This window comes from Tianweitania populi (assembly GCF_014652875.1).
GTDB lineage: Bacteria > Pseudomonadota > Alphaproteobacteria > Rhizobiales > Rhizobiaceae > Tianweitania > Tianweitania populi.
On the sequence record NZ_BMZQ01000001.1, the window covers coordinates 1,444,691 to 1,466,766 of the forward strand.

19 protein-coding genes are annotated in these 22,076 nt (G+C 61.9%); 10 read left to right on the forward strand and 9 right to left on the reverse strand.

The genetic code is table 11. The annotated features are described in order from the left end of the window. Nucleotides 1–181 precede the first annotated feature (181 nt). Together IE166_RS07080 and IE166_RS07085 are read left to right on the forward strand one after the other, a co-directional pair. Nucleotides 182–1,948, forward strand: coding sequence for a glucan ABC transporter ATP-binding protein/ permease (locus tag IE166_RS07080; protein ID WP_189502747.1), 1,767 nt, complete (start codon nt 182–184; stop codon nt 1,946–1,948). Nucleotides 1,949–2,073: 125 nt separating this feature from the next. Continuing rightward, nucleotides 2,074–2,529 (forward strand): DIP1984 family protein, encoded by a 456-nt coding sequence (locus IE166_RS07085; protein WP_189502748.1) that lies wholly within the window; start codon nt 2,074–2,076, stop codon nt 2,527–2,529. Nucleotides 2,530–2,867: 338 nt separating this feature from the next. Here the strand turns inward: IE166_RS07085 and IE166_RS07090 are convergent, their stop codons facing one another. Next, a complete protein-coding gene (locus tag IE166_RS07090; protein ID WP_244641350.1) occupies nt 2,868–4,058 on the reverse strand; it encodes an OpgC family protein in 1,191 nt (396 codons plus the stop codon). Between the two features lie 172 nt (nt 4,059–4,230). Here IE166_RS07090 and IE166_RS07095 point away from each other — a divergent pair, with 172 nt between their 5' ends. The 6 genes from IE166_RS07095 to IE166_RS07120 are packed head-to-tail and all read left to right on the forward strand — an operon-like array spanning nt 4,231 to nt 10,592. After that, nucleotides 4,231–5,277, forward strand: a complete 1,047-nt coding sequence (locus tag IE166_RS07095; protein WP_189502750.1) for a dipeptidase — start codon at nt 4,231–4,233, stop codon at nt 5,275–5,277. Nucleotides 5,278–5,324: 47 nt separating this feature from the next. Continuing rightward, entirely contained in the window at nt 5,325–6,968 is a 1,644-nt protein-coding gene (locus IE166_RS07100; protein WP_189502751.1) for an ABC transporter substrate-binding protein, read from the forward strand. A gap of 9 nt (nt 6,969–6,977) precedes the next feature. Further along, nucleotides 6,978–8,042, forward strand: coding sequence for an ABC transporter permease (locus tag IE166_RS07105; protein WP_189502752.1), 1,065 nt, complete (start codon nt 6,978–6,980; stop codon nt 8,040–8,042). Nucleotides 8,043–8,047: 5 nt separating this feature from the next. Beyond that, the gene (gene nikC / locus IE166_RS07110) at nt 8,048–8,989 is read left to right on the forward strand and encodes a nickel transporter permease (RefSeq protein WP_189503282.1); all 942 of its coding nucleotides are present in this window, start codon (nt 8,048–8,050) and stop codon (nt 8,987–8,989) included. Then, nucleotides 8,986–9,822, forward strand: coding sequence for an ABC transporter ATP-binding protein (locus tag IE166_RS07115; RefSeq protein WP_189502753.1), 837 nt, complete (start codon nt 8,986–8,988; stop codon nt 9,820–9,822). Before nikC ends, IE166_RS07115 begins: the two co-directional genes overlap by 4 nt. After that, the gene (locus IE166_RS07120; RefSeq protein WP_244641351.1) at nt 9,819–10,592 is read left to right on the forward strand and encodes an ABC transporter ATP-binding protein; all 774 of its coding nucleotides are present in this window, start codon (nt 9,819–9,821) and stop codon (nt 10,590–10,592) included. The genes IE166_RS07115 and IE166_RS07120 overlap by 4 nt, the downstream gene beginning before the upstream one ends. A 12-nt stretch (nt 10,593–10,604) precedes the next feature. Here the strand turns inward: IE166_RS07120 and IE166_RS07125 are convergent, their stop codons facing one another. The 5 genes from IE166_RS07125 to dnaG all read right to left on the reverse strand — a co-directional run bounded on the left by IE166_RS07125 (nt 10,605) and on the right by dnaG (nt 16,124). Next, nucleotides 10,605–10,895, reverse strand: a complete 291-nt coding sequence (locus IE166_RS07125) for an HlyU family transcriptional regulator (RefSeq protein WP_189502754.1) — start codon at nt 10,893–10,895, stop codon at nt 10,605–10,607. Between the two features lie 68 nt (nt 10,896–10,963). Next, a complete protein-coding gene (locus IE166_RS07130; protein WP_189502755.1) occupies nt 10,964–11,389 on the reverse strand; it encodes a secondary thiamine-phosphate synthase enzyme YjbQ in 426 nt (141 codons plus the stop codon). A gap of 38 nt (nt 11,390–11,427) precedes the next feature. Beyond that, on the reverse strand, nt 11,428–11,691 hold the full coding sequence (locus IE166_RS07135; protein WP_210312941.1) for a KTSC domain-containing protein: 264 nt from the start codon (nt 11,689–11,691) through the stop codon (nt 11,428–11,430). 142 nt (nt 11,692–11,833) lie between these two features. Next, entirely contained in the window at nt 11,834–13,855 is a 2,022-nt protein-coding gene (rpoD, locus tag IE166_RS07140) for an RNA polymerase sigma factor RpoD (protein ID WP_189502756.1), read from the reverse strand. Nucleotides 13,856–14,183: 328 nt separating this feature from the next. Continuing rightward, nucleotides 14,184–16,124 (reverse strand): DNA primase, encoded by a 1,941-nt coding sequence (gene dnaG, locus IE166_RS07145; protein WP_189502757.1) that lies wholly within the window; start codon nt 16,122–16,124, stop codon nt 14,184–14,186. Between the two features lie 235 nt (nt 16,125–16,359). Between dnaG and IE166_RS07150 the strand changes: the two genes are divergently transcribed. Beyond that, nucleotides 16,360–18,027, forward strand: coding sequence for a Na/Pi cotransporter family protein (locus IE166_RS07150; protein ID WP_189502758.1), 1,668 nt, complete (start codon nt 16,360–16,362; stop codon nt 18,025–18,027). Between the two features lie 12 nt (nt 18,028–18,039). Here the strand turns inward: IE166_RS07150 and IE166_RS07155 are convergent, their stop codons facing one another. From IE166_RS07155 to IE166_RS07165, 3 genes are all read right to left on the reverse strand, one after another. Continuing rightward, entirely contained in the window at nt 18,040–18,711 is a 672-nt protein-coding gene (locus IE166_RS07155; protein WP_189502759.1) for a DUF2076 domain-containing protein, read from the reverse strand. A gap of 84 nt (nt 18,712–18,795) precedes the next feature. Beyond that, nucleotides 18,796–19,947, reverse strand: a complete 1,152-nt coding sequence (locus tag IE166_RS07160) for a hypothetical protein (protein WP_189502760.1) — start codon at nt 19,945–19,947, stop codon at nt 18,796–18,798. 127 nt (nt 19,948–20,074) lie between these two features. After that, nucleotides 20,075–20,524 carry a GatB/YqeY domain-containing protein gene (locus IE166_RS07165; protein ID WP_189503285.1) on the reverse strand — a complete coding sequence of 150 codons (450 nt, stop codon included), beginning with the start codon at nt 20,522–20,524 and terminating at the stop codon, nt 20,075–20,077. Between the two features lie 299 nt (nt 20,525–20,823). On the opposite strand from IE166_RS07165, the gene carA reads away from it, so the two are divergent. After that, nucleotides 20,824–22,050, forward strand: coding sequence for a glutamine-hydrolyzing carbamoyl-phosphate synthase small subunit (gene carA, locus IE166_RS07170; protein ID WP_189502761.1), 1,227 nt, complete (start codon nt 20,824–20,826; stop codon nt 22,048–22,050). The last annotated feature ends 26 nt before the right edge of the window (nt 22,051–22,076 follow it).

Consider the following 22,076-nt stretch of genomic DNA (forward strand, 5'->3'; position numbering starts at 1 on the left):
CGCCAGTTCATGTTGAATATCAAATGCTTGATTCAGCGGCTGAATACGCAGCTGGAGCAGGGAACAGGGTTGCTCTTTCGCGACCCTGTTCCCGCGCGGGCATTCTCTAAGCTCACGTCGATATTTCATCAGCCGCTCATGATGCGGCGCACAAATTAAGACCTGGCCGGAGTTTCTGCTCGTGTCTCTTTTCGATATTTATCTTCGTGCTCTTTCCTATCTGGGCGCTGAAAAAAAGAAGGTTGCGCTGATCTGCGGCGCCAACGTGGTTCTGGCTTTGGTGACGATCGCCGAGCCGATCCTGTTCGGCCGCATCATCGACTCGATTTCTTCGTCGGGCGACCTGTTCACGAACATGGCGATGTGGGCTGGCCTTGGCCTGTTCAACATCATCGCCTTCGTGCTGGTAGCGCGTTCCGCCGACCGCTTTGCGCATAAGCGCCGTGTCGCCGTGCTGGAAGAGTCGTTTGAGAAGACGATCACCATGCCGCTTTCATGGCACCAGACGCGTGGCACGTCCCAGTCGCTGCATACCCTTCTGCGCGCTGTGGAAACGCTGTTCTCGCTCTGGCTGGAATTCATGCGCACCCATCTCGCAACCGCTGTTGCGCTGGTGCTGCTGGTTCCCACCGCGCTCAGCATGGATCTGCGCATGTCGGCTGTGCTGATGGTGCTTGGCGTCGTTTACATCGCGATCGGCCGCATGGTCATGAAGCGCACCAAGGACGGCCAGGCTGCTGTCGAGGGTCATTACCACCGCGTTTTCTCGCATGTGTCGGATGCCGTCAGCAACGTTGCCGTGCTGCAGAGCTTCAACCGCACCAGCACGGAAGCGCGTGAGTTGCAGCGTCACACTGGCGATCTGATCCGCGCCCAGTATCCGGTTCTCGACTGGTGGGCGCTGGCCAGCGGCCTGAACCGCATTGCCTCCACCCTGTCGATGATGATCGTTCTGCTGATCGGCGCCTGGATGGTGACTCGTGGCGAAATGCGGATTGGCGACGTCGTGGCCTTCACCGGCTTTGCGACCCTGCTGATCGGCCGTCTCGACCAGGTCAATGCCTTCTTCAACCAGATCTTCGAAGCCCGCGCCAAGCTGGTGGACTTCTATGCTCTCGAAGACGCTGTGGAAGCCCGTCAGGAGCCGCTGGGCACTGTCGACATGCCGAAGATCCGCGGCGACATCGTGTTCGACAATGTGAGCTTCCGCTTCCCCGGTGCAAACCATGGCCTGGACGACGTGTCCTTCTCCGTGAAGGCTGGTCAGACGGTTGCGATCGTTGGCCCGACGGGTGCCGGCAAGACCACGCTGATCAACATGCTGCAGCGCGTTTATGATCCGTCGGAAGGCCGCGTGCTGATCGACGGCGTCGATACCCGCACTGTCACCCGCCGCTCGCTTCGCGCCTCGGTTGCCACCGTGTTCCAGGATGCGGGCATGCTGAACCGCTCGATCGAGGACAACATTCGCGTCGGCCGTGAGGATGCTTCCTACGAAGACATCCATGCTGCCGCCAAGGCTGCCGCTGCGCAGGAGTTCATCCTGAACAAGAGCGACGGCTATGACACGATCGCCGGCGAACGCGGTTCGCAGCTGTCGGGTGGTGAGCGCCAGCGTATCGCGATTGCCCGTGCGATCCTCAAGGATGCTCCGGTTCTCGTGCTCGACGAGGCGACCAGCGCACTCGACGTGGAGACCGAAGAGCGTGTGAAGCAAGCGATCGACGATCTGCGTGCCAACCGCACGACCTTCATCATCGCCCACCGCCTGTCGACGGTTCGTGATGCCGACATGGTGCTGTTCATGGATCGCGGTCGCATCGTCGAAATGGGTGGCTTCGACGAACTCGCCGCCACCAACGGCCGCTTCGCCGGTCTGCTGCGCGCTGGCGGTCTGCTGTCCGACGACGACGTCCGCAAGATGGCCCGTATCGCTGAAGCAGCATAAGCCACCGCCTCACCTCTTAAGCCTTGAAACCCCCTGCCCGTTTGCGGCGGGGGTTTTTCTTTGTAGAAACGTCGGAACATAGACCAGCGTCGGCGCACCGCGTTCTCTGCAGTGAGGAACTGATCATGAAACTTGCCGAAGCGCTCGTGCTGCGCAGTGATGTCGCCAAGCGCATGGAACAGGTCAAGGCACGTGCGCTGCGCAACGCCAAGGTCCAGGAAGGCGATCAGCCTGCCGAAGATCCGTCTGCGTTGATGGACGAGTATGACCGCCTGGCTGCGGAGCTCGAATCCCTGATCAGCCGTATCAACCGGACGAACAGCACGACCCCGTTCATGGGTGAAACACTCACCGAAGCGCTTGCCAAGCGCGACGTCCTGCGCCTTCGTCAGGCAGCGTGGCGTGATGTGGCGGATCGGGCGACGGTGGTTCAGACAATCCAGACCAAGAGCGAAGTTCGCTTCCGGTCAGCCCTCGACGTACGGGCCGCGCAGAAGCAGGCCGATGATCTCTCGCGCGACCTGCGCAATCTCGACGCAAAGATTCAGGAGGCCAATTGGCTCACGCCACTCAGTGAGTAACACGCAGTCGGTATCCGGCAGTCGAAAGCGAATACAACCCCTCCGGCGGGGCAAAGCCGGGTTGTACGTGCTAGGGGCAGCACGATGGCCGTAAGGTCACAAACAGCGCAAGCCCAGCACACAAACACCAGCATCGTGACTGTAACGCTGCACGACCATGTATTGGTTCGACCACCGGAGAGGGCGGGAACGGGGTTCGCCACATCGGCATCATGCCGGTGGCGACATGGCTGCGTGGTTTACGTGCAATCATCGAGTTGGCGATGCGGTGAGCTCACAAACGAAAACGGCGACTGACCACTCAGCCGCCGTCAATCAGTTCTGAAGCTTTGGAATGCTTACCGACGCTCAGCAGGCACTCGAGCCGGCACCAACTTGCTGTCCTCACGAACCGCTGTTGGACGCGGCTTGACATGGCTAGCAGCCTGCTTCGAGCTCTTCTGCAGGCCCTTGTACCAATCCAGATAGAAGGCCAGCGCGAACTGAAGCGCGATGCCGGTGCTGATCAGCAGCGTGTCGAGCAGCAGGCTTTCCGGCCGCGACATCTTGATGACCTGCGCCACCATCGCCAACAGCGTACCGGCGATGAAGACGGGCAGAGAATGGCGTCCCAGACTGGCGAGCGGATTGGTTTCCTTCAAGCGCGCCAGCTCTGACAGGCCGGGAATGGCGACCAGCAGATAAGCCAGCGAAAGCACATGCAACAGGCGCGGCAGAGACAGGAAGGTCTTGTCGAAACCCGTCAGCACGGCCGGCAGGCCCAGCGACGTATCCACGCCCCAAAGCGGCACGCGCACCCAGGCGAAGGCCAGAACCAGATAAGCAGCAGCAGCCGTCATCAGCAGCGGATGCGCAACGATTTTGCCCCCGCGGCGCACATGCAGCATGCCAGCGAGACCAATGGCGAACAGGAACTGCCACGACAGCGGGTTCAGGAACCACATGCCCGGCGTCGGATAGTTGGGCGGTGCGACCTGATAGATACCGGCCAGCAGCCACAGCGTGCCGGATACGGCAACCATGAGGCCCAGGCTGATCGTGCTGAGCCATAGCAAAGCGGGCAACAGCAGCATCACAGCCGCATACATGGACAGGATGTTGTTGTAGCCAAGCTGATGACCCATTGTCACAAGCCCAAGCAAGGCGCGCGCCGGATCGTCGATCATCGGCTCGATATTGATCTCGGCCAGAAGCGAAGGATTGGCCAGCCACGTCGCGCCCAGCACGAAGATCGCAATCGTGGTCAAAGCCGTCATGATCTGCGTGACGTAAAGTACCCCTGCCCGTCGCAGAGCCTTCAGCGACATCAGCAAACGCACGCCGGGGATGAACTTGCCGCCATAGGCCAAGCCGATTGCGATGCCGGAAATTAGCACGAAGGCTTCGGCGGAATCGGAAAAGCCGAAGTTCTTATGCGTCGCGTTTTCGTAGATCGTGCCAGGAACGTGATTGACGAAAATCGACAGCAGCGCGAGCGCGCGAAACACGTCGATGCGCGTATCGCGGACAGTCTGAGGCTTAAGAGGCAAGTGCGGATCAGGAGTCATGAGCGGTTAAGCCCTCAGCTACATGATCGTTCCCAAACTGTCGTTCAGTTTTGCTGCATTGCGACATTTTCCTGGGGAAGATAACGACACGGCTGGTTGAGGCTTGACCGGCGGCCCGGTTAAGCCCGATCAATCCCGGGAACTTGGAGGCGACATGCAAACGATCTTCGACGGCCATAATGATTTGCTGCTTCGCTTGTGGAATGGGGAAAAAGCAGGGCGCGATCCTCTGAAGGAGTTCGCAGCCGCAACTGGCGCAGCCCATATCGACCTCAAGAAAGCGGCAGAAGGAGGACTCGTCGGAGGCTTCTGCGCGATCTACGTGCCCTCAGGCGATTTCTCGTTCGGCAAGCCGGATGCGCGCGGTCACTTCATGACGCCCGCGGCAGCACCCATCGAGCGCGCGCCGTCGCTGGAAGTGACGATGGCGCAGATGGACATCGCCTGCCGCCTGGACCGCGCCGAACTGCTGAAGATCTGCCGCACCGTCGATGAACTCGAAGCCGCCATCGAAGCCGGCATCTTCGCCGCGATCGCCCATATCGAGGGCGCGGAAGGGATCGGCGCGGATCTGTCAGGCCTTTACACGCTGTACTCCGCCGGCCTGCGGTCGATCGGCCCGGTCTGGAGCCGCAACAACGTCTTCGGCCACGGCGTGCCCTTCGCCTACCCCTCCTCCCCCGACACGGGCCCTGGGCTGACCGACGCGGGCCGAGCGCTGGTCAAGGCCTGCAACGAGATGGGTATCCTGATCGACCTTTCGCACATCACGGAACAAGGCTTCTGGGATGTGGCCAAGCATTCCACGGCGCCGCTGGTCGCGACCCATTCCAACGTTCATGCGATCACGCCCTCGGCGCGCAACCTCACCGACAAGCAGCTTGCCGCGATCAAGGAAAGCAATGGCATCGTCGGCCTCAACTTCGCCGTCGCCTTCCTGCGCGAAGATGGCCAGGAGCGTGCGGATACCGGTATCACCACGATGATCCGCCATATTGATCATATGGTCGAACAGGTCGGCATCAACGGCGTGGCGCTGGGCTCCGACTTTGACGGCGCCATGATCCCGGCCGAGATCGGCTCTTCAGCGGGCTTGCAAAAACTCGTTGCCGGTCTGCAAAGCGCCGGATACGCTGAAGCCGACATAAAGAAAATCTGCCGCGAAAACTGGTTCCGCGTCCTGCGTCTGACGCTTCGCTGACCCCCTATCGACGGCCGCAACAACAACCATAATCGGGAACACAGATCATGATGATGTCGAAGATCAACGCACATGCCCGCCTGCTTTTTGCCGGCGCGGCCCTCACGGCGCTCGTCGCGGCCAACGCCCCGGCCTATGCCGCCACGCCGGCGGACACGCTGGTTCTTGCCTGGGCAATCGATGACACGATCACGCTCGATCCGGCAGAATCCTTCGAGCTGAGCCCGGCCGAGTTCCTCGGCAACGGCTACGACATGCTGGTGCGCCTCGACATCAACGACACAACCAAAGTAACGGGCGGCGTGGCCGAAAGCTGGTCGGTGTCCGAGGACGGCCTGACCTACACGTTCAAGCTGAAGCCCGGCATCAAGTTCGCTTCCGGCAACCCGCTAACAGCCGAAGACGTCGCCTGGTCGTTCGAGCGCGCCGTCAAGCTCGACAAGAGCCCGGCCTTCATTCTCACCCAGTTCGGTCTGACCGGCGATAACGTCACTGAAAAGGCCAAGGCCGTTGACGAAGACACCTTCGTGCTCACCGTCGACAAGTCCTATGCGCCGAGCTTCGTTCTCAACTGCCTCACCGCAACGGTCGGCGCCGTAGTCGACAAGAAGCTTGTCTCGGAACATGCCGAAGCCGTCACGGTCAGCGCCGACAATAAGTACGATACCGACTTTGGCTATGCCTGGCTCAAGACCAACTATGCGGGTTCGGGTCCCTTCAAGATCCGCGACTGGCGCGCCAACGAGATCCTCGTGATGGAGCGCAATGACAATTATTACGGCAACAAGCCGGCGCTTAACCGCGTCATCTATCGCCACGTCAAGGAAAGCGCGACGCAGCGCCTGATGCTCGAGACCGGCGATGTCGATGTCGCCCGCAATCTCGATCCGGGCGATCTTGAAGCCGTTTCCAAAAACGCCGACCTGGCCACGACCGACGCGGCCAAGGGCACGGTCTATTACATCAGCCTCAACCAGAAGAATGAGACACTCGCCAAGCCGGAAGTGCGCGAAGCCTTCAAATACCTGGTCGACTATGACGCGATCGGCTCCACGCTGATCAAGGGCATCGGTGAGATCCGCCAAACCTACCAGGCCAAGGGCGTGCTCGGTGCACTCGATGCCAGCCCCTACAAGCTCGACGTGACCAAGGCCAAGGAGCTTCTCGAAAAGGCCGGCTTGAAGGACGGCTTCTCCGTGACCTTTGACGTGCGCAACAACCAGCCGGTCACCGGCATTGCAGAGGCTTTCCAGCAGACCGCTGCGCAGGCCGGGATCAAGGTCGAAATCATCCCTGGCGACGGCAAGCAGACGCTGACCAAGTACCGCGCCCGAAACCACGACCTGTATATCGGCCAGTGGGGCATGGATTACTGGGATCCGAACTCGAACGCGGAAGCCTTCACTTCGAACCCCGACAATGCCGATGAAGCCTCGGTCAAGACGCTGGCTTGGCGCAACGCCTGGGATATTCCGGAACTGACCAAGGAATCCAAGGCTGCCCTTCTTGAGCGCGACGACAAAAAGCGTGCCGAAGGCTACAAGAAGCTGCAGCAGGAAGCGCTGGATACCAGTCCCTTCGTCATGATCTTCCAGCAGATCGAAGTCGCCGGGATGCGCAACAATGTGAAGAACTACAAGCTCGGCCCGAGCATGGACACGAACTTCGTTGGTCCTGTGACCAAGGAATGATCTGACGTCATGAGCGTCGTCTCCGATACGCAACCGGCGCCGCGAAGGCGCCGGGCCCGCAGTCTCGTCAAGTCCTTGCTGGGCTTCCTGGTCGTGGTCATCGTGACCTATCTCGGGCTGCTCGCAGTGACCTTCTTCATCGGCCGCGTCATCCCGATCGATCCGGTTCTTGCGGTCGTCGGCGACCGCGCGCCCGCCAACGTGGTGGAGCGCACGCGTCAGGAACTCGGCTTCAACGAGCCGCTCACCACGCAATTCGTGATCTATGTGCAGAAGGCGCTGTCAGGCGATTTCGGCCGTTCCGTGCTGACCACCAATCCCGTGATGACCGACATCAAGCGCGTATTTCCCGCAACAATCGAACTCGCTACACTCGGCACGCTGATCGGCGCGATCCTCGGCATCCCGCTCGGCGTTCTCGCGGCCGTCCGGCGCGGCGGATGGCTGGACCAGATCGTGCGCATCATCGGCCTGATTGGCTATTCCGTGCCGATCTTCTGGCTCGGGCTTCTCGCGCTTTTGATCTTCTATGCCCGCCTGCAGTGGGTCGGCGGCCCGGGGCGCATCGACGTCGTCTACGAATATACATTCACGCCGATCACCGGCTTTTATCTGCTCGACTCCATCATCCAGCGTGATTGGTCGGCCTTCGGCAACATCATCTCGCATCTGGCGCTGCCTTCGCTGCTGCTCGGCTATTTCTCGCTGGCCTATATCTCGCGCATGACGCGGTCCTTCATGCTCAACGAACTCAGCCAGGAATATATCGTGGCCGCACGGGCCAAGGGCCTGTCCGAACGCCGCATCATCTGGCGTCACGCCTTGCGCAATGCCGCCGTGCCACTGGTAACGGTGATCGCGCTTTCTTATGCCGGCCTTCTGGAAGGATCGGTTTTGACCGAGACCGTCTTCGCCTGGCCTGGCCTTGGCCTTTATATCACCAACTCGCTCCAGAACGCGGACATGAATGCCGTGCTTGGCGGCACGATCGTGATCGGCTCCGTGTTCATCGCCATCAACCTCCTGTCGGACCTGCTTTACCGGCTACTCGATCCAAGGACGCGGGCACGATGAGCGTGATGGGAAACACGACGCCCCCACCTCTGGCGGAGCCGCAACTGTCACGCCGCGAATGGCTCCTGAGCGATCGCCCGACGTCGCGCACGCAAGCCAAACTCGGCCGCGCATACGTAGCGTGGAGGCGCTTCGCCGAAAACCGTCTGGCGCTGATCGGCCTGATCATCATCCTGGCGCTGGTGCTGGTCGCCATATCAGCCGATCTGCTGGCGCCCTACTCGCCGACGATCGGCAACCTCGCCACCGCGCGCCTGCTTCCACCGAGTTGGGAACATTGGCTCGGCACTGACGACCAAGGCCGCGACATCCTTTCGCGCCTCATCTACGGCTCGCGGCTAACGCTCTATGTCGTTGTTCTCGTTGCCATCATCGCGGCACCGATCGGCCTTCTGATCGGCACGGTGTCGGGCTATGCAGGCGGGTGGGTCGATGCCGTTTTAATGCGCATCACCGACATCTTCCTGGCCTTTCCGAAGCTCGTGCTTGCTTTGGCGCTGGTGGCCGCACTCGGACCCGGCATCGAAAACGCAGTGATCGCGATCGCCGTTACGTCATGGCCGCCCTATGCCCGCATCGCGCGCGCCGAAACCATGCAGGTGCGCAACTCCGATTATATCTCAGCGGTTCGCCTGATGGGGGCCTCGCCCATCCGCATCGTCTTGCGCCACATCATGCCGCTCTGCATGTCCTCGCTGATCGTACGCGTGACACTGGACATGGCCGGCATCATCCTGACCGCCGCCGGCCTCGGCTTCCTCGGCCTCGGCGCGCAGCCGCCGCTTCCCGAATGGGGTGCGATGATCGCCTCCGGGCGCCGCTTCATCCTCGACCAGTGGTGGGTTGCGGCTGCACCGGGCGTGGCAATTCTGCTGGTCAGCCTCGGCTTCAACCTGCTGGGCGACGGTCTGCGCGACGCGCTTGACCCGCGGAGTTCCGGGCAATGAGCGCACCGCTTTTGGAAGTGCAAAACTTAGCCGTTCGCTTTCCAACCCGCACCGGCAGGGTGGATGCCGTGCGCGGTGTGTCCTTCACGCTGGGACGCGAGCGGCTCGGCATCGTCGGCGAAAGCGGATCGGGTAAGTCGCAGACCGGCCGCGCCATCCTCGGCTTGACCGCGCCGAGCGCGCAGGTGACGGCGGATCGGCTGCGGTTCGACGGGCAGGATCTGCTTACGATGGGCGATGCGGAGCGTCGGCGCCTGCGCGGCAAGCGCATCGCCATGGTGCTGCAGGACCCGAAATATTCGCTGGATCCGGTTATGTCGATCGGCCGCCAGATCATGGAAACCCTGCGCACACATGAGCGCGTATCGCGCAGCGAAGCGCGCGAACGGGCGCTTGCCATGCTTGAAGCCGTGCAGATCCGTGATCCCAAACGCGTCTTCGAACTTTATCCGCACGAAGTCTCGGGCGGCATGGGCCAGCGCGCGATGATTGCCATGATGCTGATTGCCGGACCGGAACTGCTGATCGCCGACGAACCGACCTCCGCACTTGACGTCACGGTGCAGCTGGAAATCCTCGCCATCCTCGACAGCCTCGTGCGCCACAAGGGCATGGGGCTGATCTTCGTGTCGCACGACCTGCGGCTGGTGTCCTCCTTCTGCGACCGGGTGCTCGTGATGTATGCCGGCCGCGTCGTGGAGGAGATTGCAGCGCGTGATCTGTCGCAGGCGCAGCATCCCTATACAAGAGGCCTTCTCAATTGCATGCCCGAGATCGGCGCGAGCCGTCACCCGCTGCCCGTTCTCGAACGCCAGGCGGAATGGGCACGATGATGGCCAACACTGCTTCCACCCCTGCTTTGTCGATCCGCGGCCTCGAAGTCACCTATGACCATTTTCGTGCACTGAAAGGCGTCAGCCTCGACATCGCCCCTCGCGAAAGCTTCGGCTTGGTCGGCGAAAGCGGCTCGGGCAAGTCGACGCTTCTGCGCGCTGTCGCCGGACTGGCGCCGGTCAGCGCCGGCACGATCGCGCTCGACGGGCAAACCTTGGGCAACCGCCGCGACAAGGAGTTTTACCGCCGCGTCCAGATGGTGTTCCAGGACCCTTATGGCTCACTGCATCCTCGGCACACCGTCGACCGCCTGCTCCGCGAACCGCTCGACATTCATGGCGTCAGCGATGGCGAAAACCGCATCAATCGCGCGCTGGATGAAGTCGGCCTCGGCTCAGGCTTCCGCTTCCGCTATCCGCACCAACTTTCCGGCGGCCAGCGCCAGCGCGTGGCGATTGCCCGGGCGCTGATCGTGGAGCCGTCCATTCTGCTGCTTGACGAACCGACATCCGCACTCGACGCCTCGGTACAGGCCGAAGTTCTTAACCTGCTGGAACAGATCCGTCGCGACCGCGCCCTGACCTTCGTGATGGTCAGCCACGATCTGGCGGTCGTCACCCATATGTGCGACCGGTTGATGGTGATGCAGGATGGCGCCGAAGTGGAGCAACTGACATCGCCCGAACTGGCCGAGCGCCGCGTCACGAAGGACTATACCGTCAACCTTCTGCGCGCGAGCGAAGGCTTCACTCGCCGCCAGTCCGCTTAAGATTGCAGGCTTTCAGCCGAAGATACGGTCGCCTTGCTCATCCACGAGCTGGCGACCCTTTACGATCGAAATGTCGGCGGCCGTATTGATGTCGCCGAAACGGTCGGCGCGCACGAAGCGGTGCTCCTTGAGCTCGCCGTCGATCTCCTTGGAAACAACACCGCAGGTCTGGAACTCCGAGCCTTCCTTGTAGGGCGTCGCCTTGATCAGGAAGCCCTTATGCTCGAGCTCCTTGACCGGACCCGCTGGTGCCGCCGGCTTGGCCTCGGAGCCGCCGCCAAACAGCTTCTTCAGAAATGACATCACTGGCTCCTCATGGCTTAACTTGACCACTGACCTAGCGCATCAGCCTCCCCGCTTCCAGCACAGGCTCAGTCACGTTGCAGGTGAAGAACAATCTCGCGGCGATGCGGTGCGGCGCGGTGCTCGAACAGGTAAAGGCCCTGCCAGGTGCCAAGCGCCAGCCGTCCGCGCGTGACGGGAACGGACAGCGACGCCGCCGTCAGCGCCGACTTGATATGCGCCGGCATGTCGTCCGGACCTTCGAAGCGGTGCACGAGGTAGTCCATGGATGGATCATCGGCCGGCGGCACGAGCCGCTGGAAGAAGGCATCGAGGTCGCGCCGCACATCCGGATCGGCGTTTTCCTGGATCAGCAAAGAGCACGAGGTGTGGCGCACAAACAGCGTCAGCACACCGGTCGTTATGCCCTCACCCTGCACGAAGCGCTGGGCATCCTGCGTAAACTCGTAAAGACCGCTCCCGCGAGTGGCGATCGTGAGCGTGGTTTGCGGCATGATTGTCCTACTGAAAGCGCGCTGTCCGGCTTCTTCTATCAGCCGATACGGTGGCAGCGGAAGCGCCCGCGGATCTCATCGTTGACGAACCGCCCCGGCGAACCCGCGCCGAGTAACGCCTCATAGACCGCACAAGGCACCGCATCGTAGCGGTAGACACCTCCGCTGAAACGCAGATCGAGCGTTTGCGTCGCCACATCATAGCCGGCTTCATGAACGCTGGTAGAGCGGACAGGCTGGCGGCGGATACGCGGAACAGGGTTCTTCAAGCGTGGTGCGCGTTGTGGAATGGGTGCAGGCATCGTGTCGATCCCAAGGGTTCATTCCCTCAGCGAATCCACGAAGAGTCCACGCTGTTCCAGCCTGAGTCAGAAGGCCGCAGCACATACGAAAAAGCCCGGCCAATCGCTCGGCCGGGCTTTTGATGATGTCGAGCAGCTAGGCTTAGCTGTCGAGGAAAGACCGCAGTTTGCGGCTCCGGCTCGGATGCTTGAGCTTGCGCAGCGCCTTGGCTTCGATCTGGCGGATACGCTCGCGCGTCACCGAGAACTGCTGACCGACTTCTTCAAGCGTGTGATCGGTGTTCATGCCGATGCCGAAGCGCATGCGCAGCACGCGCTCTTCGCGCGGGGTGAGCGAGGCCAGAACGCGCGTCGTCGTTTCGCGCAGATTGGCCTGGATCGCCGCGTCGATCGGAAGGATTGCGTTCTTGTCCTCGATGAAATCGCCGAGGTGGCTGTCTTCCTCGTCACCCACTGGGGTTTCGAGCGAGATCGGCTCCTTGGCAATCTTCAGGACCTTACGGACCTTTTCGAGCGGCATTGCGAGCTTTTCAGCCAGTTCTTCCGGCGTCGGCTCGCGCCCGATCTCGTGCAGCATCTGGCGCGAGGTACGAACGATCTTGTTGATCGTCTCGATCATATGCACGGGAATGCGGATCGTGCGAGCCTGATCGGCGATCGAACGCGTGATCGCCTGACGGATCCACCAAGTCGCATAGGTCGAGAACTTGTAGCCACGACGATATTCGAACTTATCGACGGCCTTCATCAGGCCGATATTGCCTTCCTGGATCAGATCCAGGAACTGCAGACCGCGGTTGGTGTACTTCTTGGCGATCGAGATCACGAGGCGAAGATTGGCCTCGACCATTTCCTTCTTGGCGATCGCGGCTTCGCGTTCGCCCTTCTGGACCTGGTTCACGATCTTGCGGAATTCCAGGATCGAGATCGCGGTTTCGGTCGCGAGGTTCTGGATCTCTAGACGAATGTCTACGATCGCCGAATTGGACGAACGGGCGAACTCCTTCCAGCCACGGCTGGTCAGCGTGCCGACGCGACCCATCCAGTTCGGATCGAGCTCCGAACCCTGATATTCGCGCAGAAACTCTTCGCGGCGAACGCCATAGCTTTCAGCCAAGCGCAGCAGCTTGCCTTCGTTCTGCACGAGGCGCTTGTTGATGTCGTAGAGCTGCTCGACCAGCGCTTCGATACGCGCATTGTTGAGCGACAGCGATTTCACCGCCGTGATTAGCTCGTCCTTGAGCTTCTTGTAGGAACGCTCCTGCGATGACGACAGCGAATCCGCGTCCGCCAAACGGGACTCGACCTGCTGGTCCTGCAGCTTACGCAGCTTCTTGTAGGTCGATGCGATGACGTCGAGCGTTTCCATCACCTGCGGGCGGAGTTCTGCCTCCATGGCCGCGAGCGACAGGCTGGCCTCGTCGTCGTCTTCGTCGTCTTCCTCGACGCGGTTCTCGCCGCCGACATTGGTGATGTCGTCGTCTTCACGGATGCGGCGGCCGCGCTCGTCGACCTTCGGCTTCTCAGCCTCTTCCGGATTATGGACGACAACCGGCGCCTGCTTGGCTTCCGGGCCGGCATAGGTGGCTTCGAGATCGATGATCTCGCGCAGCAGGATCTTGGCTTCGTTCAGCTCGTCGCGCCAGATGATGATGGCCTGGAAGGTCAGCGGGCTTTCGCACAAACCGGCGATCATCGTTTCGCGGCCGGCCTCGATGCGCTTGGCGATCGCGATTTCGCCTTCACGCGACAAAAGCTCCACCGAGCCCATTTCGCGCAGATACATGCGCACCGGATCATCGGTGCGGTCGGTCGGCTCTTTTTTGGTCGTGGTTGCGGCAACGGCCGTACCGGTACGCTCCGCCAGTTCGTTGGCGTCTTCCTCGCCATCGGCTGCGTCGCGTTCGCCACCTTCTTCGGCGGCCTCGTCATCTTCGACGACGTTGATGCCCATGTCGGACAGCATCGCCATCGTGTCCTCGATCTGCTCGGAAGTCACTTCTTCCGACGGCAGAACCGAATTAAGCTCGTCCATCGTGACATAGCCGCGTTTCTTCGCGGCCTTGATCATCTTCTTGACGGCATCATCGGAAAGGTCGAGCAATGGCCCGTCGGTTGCGCTTTCGCGTTCCGTCTCGACCTCTTCCTTTTCTTTCACTGCCATGATTCAGCTTCTCCAAGCAGACGGTTGCGCAACGAACGCGATCCGTCTCAATCAATGCGGCGGGGCCGCTCCCGCGTTGTCCACCGCGTATCCGAGCCCAATTAATTCCGGATTAACCCTCGTCCCAAAGGGCGGTTCCCCCGGCGGCTCGCGCGGTCCACACTGTCGTTTCGTCGTTAAAGTCCTTCGCGGATGCCTTTTCCGCGATCCAAATTTGAATTGTCCCTGATTCCGCGTCTCAGGCGCTAGGTCAAGGCAGCTGTCATGATTCGCTCCACAAAGCGAATCATTCGGTGACAAAGGATCGCCTGACGCGTCTTGTCGTCCATCAACTCTGCCGCGCCCGCCCTGAAGAAATGCCGAACCCTTCAATCAACGCGTCCACAGCCTGGAACTCGCGAAACTGCGCCTGAATATCGAGGAGATGTCGAAAGTTCTCCTCGGTTGTATCATTTGCAAGGGCGAGTTGGGCTGCTTTCAGCTCTCTATGTAGAGTTGATGCGCTTCTATGCAAGTATAGCAGCTGCAGGAACGCGTCGCGCGTATCGGCGATGTCGGCATCTTCCAGCGCGGTCCAGTTCCCCACGCGCCGCACGATCAGGCTCGCTTTCTCCAGCGGCTCGTTCAAACCGGAATTGTTGAGATAGTCTGTCAGCGCCTGCCGGTCGCCAGTCGCCTGATGCGCGGCGGCGTCCAAAATACCGGCATGAAGCTGCCGCAACACCGGATGATCCAGTTCGAGCCGTTCAATGTCGTCGAAAAAGGCGTCGATCAGACCGGGATGATTGACCAGCGACACCAGCATGGCGGATTCGCGGATCGGCAGCGCCCCGCTGTTGTTGACCAGCGCTGAACGCGTCAGGCTTTCCGACACGGCCATCGGCCCGCGACCGCCGCCGCCCTGTCGTCCATCACCGCCGCGCCAGTTGTTATCGCCGCGTCCCTTGCCACGATCATTGTTGTTGTAGCGATTGTTGGGCCGCGTCGAACCGAAAAAGGCATGAACGCGGTCGCGCATATCCTGCTGATAATGCCGCCGAACGCTCTCATCCCTGATGCGCCCGGTGATCTCGCGCAGCACCTGTTCCAGCGCTGCCCGCCGCTCTGGCGTTTCGAACACCTGACCGCCGGTTTCGCGGCTCCAGATCAGATCGCCAAGCGGCCTTGCTTCACTGAGCGACCTTCGAAATGCATCCGGCCCCTCTTCGCGCACGAGATCATCGGGGTCTTTGCCTTCCGGCAGCAAAACGAAGCGCGCCGTGCGTCCGGCTGCGACAGTCGGCAGGATCAGGTCGGCCGCCCGCCAAGCCGCGCGCTGCCCCGCGCCATCTCCGTCGAAACACAGCACGGGCTCGCCGGTAGCGCGCCAGATCAGCTCGATCTGGTTCTCGGTCAGCGCCGTGCCGAGCGGTGCCACCGCATTGGTGAAGCCGGCCTGCGCCAGGGCGATCACGTCCATATAGCCTTCAACGAGGATCAGCGTGCCGTCCTTGCCCTGCCCTTTGCGGGCGCGGGCGAAATTGTAAACGACGTTGCCCTTGTGGAAGAGTTCGGTGTCCGGCGAGTTCAGGTATTTCGCCGAAACTTCCGCCGACATCGCGCGACCGCCGAACGCAATGATCCGACCGCGCGTATCCTCAATCGGGAACATGATGCGGTCGCGAAAACGGTCATAAGACACAGGAATATCGTCGCCGAACACAACCAGGCCGCACGCCTCGATCTGGCTCTTGTCGACGCCCTTGCTGGCCAGATGCTCCTTCAAAGCATTGCGGGAGTCCGGCGCATAACCCAGCCGAAACTCGCGCTGCGTTACAGATGTCAGCCCACGATCGCGGAGATAAGCGCGCGCTTTCGCGCCGCCTGAGCTTTGCAGCTGTTCCTCGAAAAACGCCGTCGCCATCTCCATGACGTCATGCAGCGACGCGCGTTCCTTCTCGCGCTTCTCGGCAACCGGATCGCGCGCCGGCATCGGCACGCCCGCCATATCCGCCACGCGCTCAACCGCTTCAGGAAAGGACAGGCTGTCGAGTTCGGTCAAAAAGCGGAAATGATCGCCCGACACACCGCAGCCGAAACAGTGGTAGCGGCCCTTCTTGTCCTCGCAATGAAAGCTCGGGCTCTTCTCGCCATGAAACGGGCAACAGGCCCAGTAATCCCCGCGCGACGCATTGGTCTTGCGCCGATCCCACGAAAGACGCGTTCCGATCAGCGCCGAAATCGGCACCCGGTCACGGATCTCATCAAGAAAGGAGTCGGGAAGGCGCATGGAAAAACCTCTGGCTTCGAGGTCATACCCCCCCTGCCCGCCGAATACCATCAACCCCCGCAGCGATGCCCGGGATTCACAGGCCTATTAGGCAGCAGCGACAAGCCCTGTCGCGCGCAGCACGGTATTCATTTGTGGTGGAAGCCATTATCCGGCTAAACTACATCATGCCAAAAACAATGCGAAATCTGCTGAAACATAGGGGCGCGCTGCGCTCCGTCGCCGGGTGGCGGCCATGACGGGATCGGTGTTCTTCCTGCATCTCGCGGGCGCCATCGCGCTGCTGCTTTGGGCGACGCGCATGGTGAAGACCGGCGTCGAGCGCGCTTACGGCGACGTACTGCGCATCAAGCTGCGCTCCACCATGCGCAATCCGCTGGCAGCCGTTGCCACCGGCGCAGGTCTGGCGATTGCGCTGCAAAGCTCCACCGCCGTGACCTTGCTGGTCGGGTCCTTTGCAGGCTCGGGCATCGTGTCCGGCATCGCAGGCCAGCTCGCAGTTCGCGGCGCCGAGATCGGCTCGGCTCTGGTCGTCAGGCTGCTGACCTTCGACCTCTCGCTGCTTGTGCCGATCTGCCTTGCCGCAGGCACGACAATGTTCATGGCGACCGAGAAGCGGGAATGGCGTCAGCTCGGCCGGATCATCGTCGGCATCGGCCTGCTGATCCTGTCTCTGGAAATGATCGGGCAAGCGTCGGAGCCACTGCGCGACAGTCGCCTCCTGCCGCTGGTCATCGACTATTTTTCCAGCGATCCCGTCACCGCCTTTCTTCTGTCGGCGGTTCTGACCTGGCTGTTTCATTCCAGCATCGCAGCCGTGCTGCTTCTGGTGACGCTCGCTTCGCGCGGCTTGATCCCGCCGGAGCTTGGCGTGGTGATGGTACTCGGCGTCAACCTCGGCAGCTCGCTGATCGCGCCGCTTTTGACGCGCACTTCGCCTGCGCCGGTGCGGGTCGTGCCGATCGGCAATCTCCTGATGCGCGGCGTGGGCTCGATCGCGGTGCTCGCGCTATTCTTGTCTTTCCGCCCACCGGTCACCCTTCTCGGCGCAACCGGCACAGACCAGATCGTCAACGCCCATATCGCGTTCAACTGTCTGATGCTGGTCGCCGGCATTCCGCTGGCGAGCCTCATCCTCAAGGCGTCTGAAGCCTTCGTTCGCATGTCCACGAAGCAGGAACCGGAGCCCGAATTAGCAGACGTCGAGCCCACGATCCTGCATGATTCCGCGCTGAAAACCCCGCATCTCGCCCTCGGCAATGCGACGCGCGAGGCCATGCGGATCTGCGAGATCATCGAAGTGATGCTGGCGCGGATTTTCGAGCTTTACGAAGCGGCGGACCAGAAAGGCATCGACGCACTGGCGCGGCTCGACGACCGTGTCGACCGCAGGCATGCCCGCCTGAAACTCTACCTTGCCCGCATCGATCCCGCCGAAATGACGGAAGACGATGCGCAGCGCTGCAGCGAGTTGCTGGGCGCCTGCGTGAAGTTGGAACAGGTCGGCGATATCATCGTGCGCAACATGCTGGTGCATGTCCGCAAGAAGGTGCAGCACAAGCTCGAATTTACAGGCGAAGGCTGGCGGGAATTGGCCGCCTTCCATGCCGCTGTACTGGCCAATGCGCGCCTCGCTTTCAACGTGCTGGTCTCCCGTGATGCCACCACGGCGCGTCAACTGGTGGCCGAAAAGGACCGGCTGCGCGATACGGAAAAGGATACCGCGCGCCGTCATTTCGCCCGGCTGCGCGAGGGCTCGGTCCGCAGCGTGGAAACGAGCACTATCCACCTGGACACGATCCGAGACCTGAAACAGATCAATTCGCTTCTGGCCTCGATTGCCTATCCGGTCCTTGAAGAACGCGGTCTGCTCAACAACTCGCGGCTGCGCGCCGCGAGCTGAGCGGTCGGGTTTCTAGATCTCGTCGAACCCGCCGTCATCGAAGCCGCCGGCATCGTCGAAGCTGGCATCCTCGACCTGCGCGTCCTCTTGTTCATGGGCTGCTGGCTCGGCGGCCGGTTCCGCGTTGGCTTCGGCCGCCTGCGCTTCATCGCCGCCGAACATGCCGGCAATCGCATTGCCCAGCAGCACGCCGCCGGCAACACCCATCGCGGTCTGCGCCGCACCGGCAAGGAAGCCACCGCCGCCCATTCCACCGCCCACGCCGCCGCGTCCGGCACCGAAGCCGCGCTGGTCTGCTCCAGGGTTCGCACCGGCGCCGGCACCCCACTTGCTGGCACCCGCTGCCGCCGCACCGCTACCGATGCGCGGAACGGCGCCAGCCGGACGACGTTGCTGCTCGCTGCGATCACCGCCACCGAACAAGCTTCCGAACAAGCCACCGCCGCCGCTCTGCGGCTGAGCCTGGGGCTGGCTTTCCAGTTCCTCGATCCGGCGCTGCGCGGCTTCAAGCGCCTGCTCCTGCACGACAATGGTCTGCGCCATGTAATAAGGCGCGCCGGGATGGCGGGTGATTTCCTCTTGAATGAAGCGTTCGGCCTCGGCGTCGCGCTGCGGCGCCTGCCGCTCCACGGTTCCGAGCTTGTCGAACAGGGTTTCAATGGCTCTACGGTCGTTGGTGTCCACGGTTGGGCTCCTTCGGCTGCGTTGACGAAGCGGAATATGGTGGTGCTCCCCGCGGCCACCAAGAAGCTCAAGCGTTCGTGCGCTCTACATTAATGTTATCGGTGTCGCTGGAACGATCCGCCGACGGCGTCGCGGATAAGGCGGCACGGCGGTTGCAATGGCACGTGCAATCACCAGCACGCTGCGGCGAAGGAACAGCAGGATCGTCAGCAGCCAGAGAAGCGCCGAGCCCAGCAGTTCGGTCAGCCTGAACAGCGGCTTGACCAAGCGTGCAGCGACCCGTCCCGCGTCCGGCACAACCCTGATTACAGCGCGATAGCCCGAACCGAACTGCTCGGAAATTGCTGCCAACCGCCGCAGACGCACCGGTTCATCCACCAGCGCCAAGGTTTCCAGCGTTCCGCGCACGCCCTGTCGGCGCCCGACGCGGCCGAGATCAACGGCGCTGTCCTGCAACCGCGCCAGCACCGTTCCGTCTAAGCTCTCCGCAGCAGCCCGCCGAGCGGTGGTAAAATCCAGCCGGCGCAAGGCCGTCGCCGCTTCCTCGACCTTGCCGATCTTCAGCGCACCACGCAGTTCCCGCGCCATCACGGTGACAAAGCGCGGATGGAGCAACCGAGCCTTGCGCGCAATCTTCAGGGTTGAAGCGCCCAGCTTTGCAGGCGTCGCCGCACCAACCGACACGACGCTCGCACCGGTCAGCGCCAGTCCGATGCTGGCGAGGCTCATGATGAGAATGTCGTGGTCGGGGTAAGCTGCGGCCTGGACCACCAAGTCCTTCACGTCTCCGATCGCCGTGAGATCAAGCGCCAAGGCCGCCGCAAAGCCGGCCGGCGTCGTAGCCTCGCCATGAACGAAGCCGGCCCAGACATCCCCGCTGAAATCGGCAACATCGAAGGCGATAGCATCCGCCACCGCCTGACGAAGATCGTCCGGCACGGTGAGTGTCCGCTGATCGGCCAGAACAAGGTAGCTCGCAGCAAGCTCGCCATCGCCCTCAGCAAATGCTTGGCGAGCATTGACGAGGATCTGCTCGGACGGCACAGCTTCCAGCTCGATGCGCGTTTGCGCGACCGGATCAAACGCCACCCGCACCACCCGCACCGCCATCAGCGCCTGCGGCAGCGACTCCAGCCCGCTCGCCAAAGCCGCCACAAAGGCCAGCAACATCGCCAATCGTCGAAGGGCGCGCCGGATCACGCCGACCCTTCGCCAAAGATGGAGCGGCGAAGGCATACGCGGGAGCTGTTCCCCTCCCCCTTGAGGGGAGGGGTTAGGGGTGGGGGTCCGCCAGCGCCAAGATTCCTCTCAGCCGCGCCGTCGGCGCGACCTCCCCTTAAGAGGGAGCTTGAGGGCTCAGCCCTTATTGCAGCATCTCCTTTACGATGCCGCTGGCCTTGCTGAAGTCCATCGCGCCAGGATAACGCTCCTTCAAGGCGTTCATGCACTTGCCCATGTCGCGCAAACCACTCGCGCCGAGTTCGGCGATGATGTTTCGGCAGGCCTCGCGGACTTCGCTTTCGCTCATCTGCTTGGGCAGGAAGTCGCGAATGATCTCGATTTCCTCGCGCTCCTGCTGCGCCAGTTCGATGCGGCCGCCTTCTTCGAACGCCTTTGCGGATTCTTCGCGCTGGCGCACCATCTTGCCGAGGATCGCCAGGATTTCCTCATCCACCACCGGCTCCTTGGCCAGACCGCGATTGGCGATGTCGCGATCGTTGATGGCAGCAAGGATCAGCCGCAGCGTCGAGGTGCGACGCTTGTCGCCCGCCTTCATCGCAGTCTTGAGGCCGTTCGCGAATTGATCGCGCAGCATGATGGTGGTCTCCATTTCCCTGAAGTCCATAGTGGCTTTGCCAAGCGGCCGGAAGGTCTCCCAGACATCGAAGCCGTGGAAACCCGTAATATGCCTCGCAAAAACGCTGGCTTTCCTGTTGTCCGGTGGCGCCAAGCGGATTATGTGGGGGAGGTTCCGGTCCATGAGTTTGCACTCAACCGACAACCGTCCCGCCAAATGGCTTTTGCATCGTGTATTTCCAGGCGCAGCCCATAGCGTGCGCTCGGGAAGAGCCAAAGCCAAACCGAAGGCGCAGCGAGGCAGTGGAGAACGAGATGGATCAGGCAACCGAAACAACGGCAACCCAGGCGACCCAGCCTTGGGACGATGAAATCGCCACCGCCGTTCTGGTGCTGGCCGATGGCACGGTGATTGAAGGCAAGGGTCTGGGTGCTACGGGCGAAGCTGTTGCGGAAGTCTGCTTCAACACGGCGCTGACCGGCTACCAGGAAATCCTGACCGATCCCTCCTATGTCGGCCAGATCGTCACCTTCACCTTCCCGCATATCGGCAATATCGGCGCCAACAACGAAGACATCGAAGACCTGACACCCGCTGCCCGCAACGGCGCGGTCGGCGCGATCTTCAAGGCAGACATTACCGATCCCTCGAACTACCGTTCGGCCTCCGACCTCGACACCTGGCTGAAGAAGCGCGGTGTCGTGGCGCTGGCTGGCATCGACACGCGTGCACTCACGGCGTTGATCCGCGACAAGGGCGCGCCGAATGCCGTGATCGCGCATGATCCCAGCGGCAAGTTCGACATCCCCGCCTTGCAGGCGAAGGCCAAGGCCTGGTCAGGGCTCGTCGGCCTCGATCTCGCCAAGGACGTCACCTCCGGCCAGAGCTCGGTGTGGAACGAGACGCCTTGGGCTTGGAACGAAGGCTTCGGCGAGCAGACCGAGCCCACCATGCATGTGGTTGCCATCGATTACGGCGTGAAGCGCAACATCCTGCGCCTCCTGTCCGGTCTCGGCGCCAAGGTCACAGTGGTGCCGGCATCCACGGCGGCCGAAGACATCCTCGCCATGAAGCCGGATGGTATCTTCCTGTCGAACGGCCCCGGCGACCCGGAAGCCACGGGCGAATATGCCGTGCCGGTGATCCAGGATCTGCTCAAGGCCGACCTGCCGACCTTCGGCATCTGCCTCGGTCACCAGATGCTCGCGCTGGCGCTCGGCGGCAAGACCGCCAAGATGCATCAGGGCCATCACGGTGCTAACCATCCGGTCAAGGATCACACCACCGGCAAAGTCGAGATCGTGTCCATGAACCACGGCTTTGCGGTGGACAGCCAGTCCCTGCCGGAAGCCGTCGAAGAAACCCACATCTCGCTGTTCGACGGTTCCAACTGCGGCATTGCGCTCAAGGGCAAGCCGGTCTTCTCGGTCCAGCATCACCCGGAAGCCTCCCCAGGTCCGCAGGATTCCCACTACCTCTTCCGCCGCTTCGTGAACCTGATCCACGAACGGCGCGGCGAACCGCTTCTCGCTGAGCGCTAAAAACAAAAAGCCGGCTCATCGCCGGC

Bases quoted from the DNA above. Each gene is read 5' to 3' on its own strand.
- IE166_RS07100 (WP_189502751.1), top strand. From the start codon at position 5,325: ATGATGATGTCGAAGATCAACGCACATGCCCGCCTGCTTTTTGCCGGC.
- IE166_RS07160 (WP_189502760.1), bottom strand. From the start codon at position 19,947: ATGCCTTCGCCGCTCCATCTTTGGCGAAGGGTCGGCGTGATCCGGCGC.
- rpoD (WP_189502756.1), bottom strand. From the start codon at position 13,855: ATGGCAGTGAAAGAAAAGGAAGAGGTCGAGACGGAACGCGAAAGCGCA.
- IE166_RS07135 (WP_210312941.1), bottom strand. From the start codon at position 11,691: ATGCCTGCACCCATTCCACAACGCGCACCACGCTTGAAGAACCCTGTT.
- IE166_RS07150 (WP_189502758.1), top strand. From the start codon at position 16,360: ATGACGGGATCGGTGTTCTTCCTGCATCTCGCGGGCGCCATCGCGCTG.
- IE166_RS07130 (WP_189502755.1), bottom strand. From the start codon at position 11,389: ATGCCGCAAACCACGCTCACGATCGCCACTCGCGGGAGCGGTCTTTAC.
- IE166_RS07125 (WP_189502754.1), bottom strand. From the start codon at position 10,895: ATGTCATTTCTGAAGAAGCTGTTTGGCGGCGGCTCCGAGGCCAAGCCG.
- IE166_RS07120 (WP_244641351.1), top strand. From the start codon at position 9,819: ATGATGGCCAACACTGCTTCCACCCCTGCTTTGTCGATCCGCGGCCTC.
- nikC (WP_189503282.1), top strand. From the start codon at position 8,048: ATGGGAAACACGACGCCCCCACCTCTGGCGGAGCCGCAACTGTCACGC.
- IE166_RS07115 (WP_189502753.1), top strand. From the start codon at position 8,986: ATGAGCGCACCGCTTTTGGAAGTGCAAAACTTAGCCGTTCGCTTTCCA.
- carA (WP_189502761.1), top strand. From the start codon at position 20,824: ATGGATCAGGCAACCGAAACAACGGCAACCCAGGCGACCCAGCCTTGG.
- dnaG (WP_189502757.1), bottom strand. From the start codon at position 16,124: ATGCGCCTTCCCGACTCCTTTCTTGATGAGATCCGTGACCGGGTGCCG.
- IE166_RS07085 (WP_189502748.1), top strand. From the start codon at position 2,074: ATGAAACTTGCCGAAGCGCTCGTGCTGCGCAGTGATGTCGCCAAGCGC.
- IE166_RS07105 (WP_189502752.1), top strand. From the start codon at position 6,978: ATGAGCGTCGTCTCCGATACGCAACCGGCGCCGCGAAGGCGCCGGGCC.
- IE166_RS07095 (WP_189502750.1), top strand. From the start codon at position 4,231: ATGCAAACGATCTTCGACGGCCATAATGATTTGCTGCTTCGCTTGTGG.